Raw genomic sequence first — 2,758 nt, 5'->3', positions numbered from 1 at the left:
CAGCGCATCACCGAGGTGCTCGATGTGCCGGTCTCCATCGCCGACAAGCCGGATGCGGTCGCGCTGACCGCCGACATGGATGGGTCCGTCGAGTTCAGGGAGGTGACGTTCGGCTACCGCAAGAACCTGCCGGTGCTCAAGAAGGTCAGCTTCCGCGTCAATCCGGGCGAGACCGTCGCGCTGGTCGGACCGACCGGTTCGGGCAAGTCGAGCTGCATGTCGCTGGTGCACCGCTTCTACGATGTGTGGGAAGGCTCGGTGAGCATCGGCGGGCACGACGTGCGCGACCTCACCCAGGATTCGATCGGCGCAGAGGTGGCAATGGTGCTGCAGGAACCATTCCTGTTCACCGGCACCGTGCTCGAGAACATCCGCTATCACAAGACCGAGGCAAGCCGCGAGCAGGTGATCGAGGCTGCCAGGGCGGTCGGCGCGCATGACTTCATCGTGTCGCTGGCCGAGGGCTACGACACAAAGATCGAGCAGCGCGGCGGCAACCTGTCGCTCGGCCAGCGCCAGCTGATCAGCTTCGCCCGGGCGCTGGTGGCGGATGCCAAGATCCTCGTCCTCGACGAGGCGACGGCGAACATCGACAGCTACACCGAGATGCTGATCCAGAAGGCGCTGAAGCGCCTGCTCGAGGGCCGCACCGGGCTGGTCATCGCGCACCGCCTCGCCACCATCCGCGGCGCCGATCGCATCATCGTCCTGCAGAACGGCGAGCTGCTCGAGCAGGGCAACCACGACCAGCTGATGGACAAGAGGGGCCTCTACAGCCGGCTCTACACCATGAACTACTCGAGCTTCGACGACCTGCCCGAGAACGCTGAGGAAGCGGCGGCGGCCGGGGTGGGCAAGGCGACTTGAGCTCCACTGCCCGGTCGATTCATCCCGCCGGGCCGAACCAGGTGGCAAGCGCCTCCGCGAGCCCCGCATCGGTGCCCTCGCCGACCCAGACGACATGGCCGTCGGGGCGGATGGCCATGCCGGTCGGCGGCGCCACCGTCCCGAGCACAGGCAGCTCCCAGTCCCCCTCGTAGCGCGCTTCCACCGTCCGCACGCGGTCGGCCCACGGCCCGGCGTCGAGGTCCGGATGCCCGAGGCAGAGCAACACCGGGCGGGCCTCGTGGAGCAGCGTAAAGAGGCGTAGCGCGCCGTTGGAGGTGGTCAGCTCAACGTCCGGCGTGCGGCGGCCGAGCAGCGGATGGCCCTCGCCCAGGGGGTAGCAGATATCGAGCCCCGACATCCGCCCGGCGGTGACCAGCCGCGGCTCCGCCATTCCAACCAGTTCGGTGACGATGGAGCCAAGCGCCCGCGACTGCGCGTCCGCACGGCCGAGGGCGACGGTCGCGAGGGTATAGCGCAGCAGGCTCGCCGCCACCGGATGGCGTTCCGCATGGTAGCTGTCCAGCAGCGCCTCGGGTGCTTTGCCCTTTGCCACCGTCGCGAGCTTCCAGCCGAGGTTTACCGCGTCCTGGATGCCGAGGCCCATGCCGAAGCCGCCGGCTGGATAGTGGATATGCGCCGCGTCGCCCGCCAGCAGCACCCGGCCCCTGCGATAGGTTTCGGCCTGCCGGGTCATGTCGGTGAAGCGGGTGATGTAGCTCGGGTCGCGGACGCCGTAGTCGGTGCCGTAGTGGGCGATTAGCGCTTCGCGCAGCAGCGCCAGCGTCGGCTCGGCGCCCCCGACCTGGCGTTCCGTCACCATGATCCCGACCTTGCCGGTCTCGGTCCGGCTCAGCGCATGGGTGCCGATGGCGTCCTTGCGCAGCCCCATCTCGGGCTCCCCGTCGAGTTCCGCCTCGGCGAGGAGGTGGCTGATCGTCGGGTCCGACCCCGGAAAGCCAATGCCCGCCGCCTTGCGCACCGGGCTGCGGCCGCCGTCGCAGCCGACGAGATACTGCGCCGTGAGCGACCGGCCGTCCCCGAGCGTCACCGCGATGCCGGACGTGTTCTCCGCAAAGCCTGTGACCTCCGCCCCGCGCAGAACCGGCACGCCCAGTTCGTCGGCCCACTCGGCGAGGATGCGCTCGCTGCGCTGCTGGATCAGCGAAAGGCCATAGGGATGGCGGGTCGGGAAGCCGCTGATGTCGAGCCGCACGCCGGCAAAGCCCAGCACCTGCATCGGCTTGCCCTCGGCGAGGAACCGCTCGACGATGCCGCGCTGGTCGAACACTTCGAGTGTGCGGGCGTGAAGGCCAAGCGCTCCCGGCTGGATGCGCTCCCGCTCCACGCGCTTTTCGACGATCAGCACGTCGACGCCGGCGAGCCGCAGTTCGGCGCCCAGCATCAGCCCGGTCGGACCGCCACCGGCAATGATCACATCATGGTCTGGCACAGGAACGCCTCCGCTTTGCATTGGGGCGTGCTTTTTAGGGGATGACCGGAGCCTTGAAGCAAGCCCCTTGTGCGCTACATATCAGTATGGGCATCAGGCACTGCCACAGCCAATGCCCCACATTTTCTGGTTTGAATGCCGCCATGCAGCCCGTGGCGCAGCGGCAGGGAATGAGCATGGTGGCGATTGCGCCGGCAACAGCGACCACAATCCCGGTATTCCCCAGAACTGCAGCCACTAGAGGCAGTGCCCCGGCAGGCCGCTCTGCACTGCAGAACGGCCATCCAGCCCATCACATTTTCCCCACACAAATCAGCGACCCCGTGCCACATTATTGGGCACGGGGGCGATCATGGCTGAGCTCGACGACATCCGCGACCGCATGCGTTCGGCTATCCTCGCCGACGAGGCCGGGACGGT

At 67.9% G+C, this 2,758-nt stretch carries 2 protein-coding genes; one reads left to right on the top strand and one right to left on the bottom strand.

Annotation, left to right across the window (positions count from 1 at the left end; all coding sequences use genetic code 11):
* On the top strand, positions 1-867 hold an 867-nt coding region (locus ACE3TU_RS21035), incomplete at its 5' end, for an ABC transporter ATP-binding protein (RefSeq protein WP_374627815.1).
* A gap of 19 nt (positions 868-886) precedes the next feature.
* Here ACE3TU_RS21035 and ACE3TU_RS21030 read toward each other — a convergent pair.
* Positions 887-2,338 carry an FAD-dependent monooxygenase gene (locus tag ACE3TU_RS21030; protein ID WP_374627813.1) on the bottom strand — a complete coding sequence of 484 codons (1,452 nt, stop codon included), beginning with the start codon at positions 2,336-2,338 and terminating at the stop codon, positions 887-889.
* Positions 2,339-2,758: the final 420 nt, after the last annotated feature.

Source organism: Devosia sp. (assembly GCF_041917035.1).
Taxonomy (GTDB): domain Bacteria; phylum Pseudomonadota; class Alphaproteobacteria; order Rhizobiales; family Devosiaceae; genus Devosia_A.
This window is presented reverse-complemented; position numbering and strand designations above follow the sequence as displayed.